Raw genomic sequence first — 328 nt, 5'->3', positions numbered from 1 at the left:
AAKTACAATTGCYGAGTATTTYCGTGATATGGGCTACAACGTYAGTATGATGGCTGACTCCACCTCMCGRTGGGCTGRGGSWTTGCGTGAGATCTCAGGGCGTTTGGCTGAAATGCCTGCTGATAGTGGTTACCCAGCTTACTTGGCTGCRCGTTTGGCATCCTTTTATGAACGTGCTGGTAAGGTRAAATGYCTGGGAAGTCCAGACAGGAMTGGCAGTGTCACAATTGTTGGAGCCGTCTCTCCTCCWGGTGGTGATTYTTCAGACCCTGTTACCTCCGCAACCCCCAGTATTGTTCAGGTCTTCTGGGGTTTAGATAAAAAGCTC

General features: G+C 50.2%; 1 protein-coding gene. It reads left to right on the top strand.

Features of this window, described 5'->3' with window-relative positions:
- Positions 1-7 precede the first annotated feature (7 nt).
- Positions 8-328 (top strand): P-loop NTPase family protein (locus FWJ25_RS20850; protein WP_497755927.1); only part of this gene is annotated, 321 nt, incomplete at its 3' end.

The organism is Marinobacter salinexigens (assembly GCF_008370345.1).
In the GTDB taxonomy this organism is placed as follows: Bacteria; Pseudomonadota; Gammaproteobacteria; order Pseudomonadales; family Oleiphilaceae; genus Marinobacter; species Marinobacter salinexigens.
Note: the sequence above shows the minus strand (reverse complement) of the source record. Positions and strands in the feature narration are given on the sequence as shown.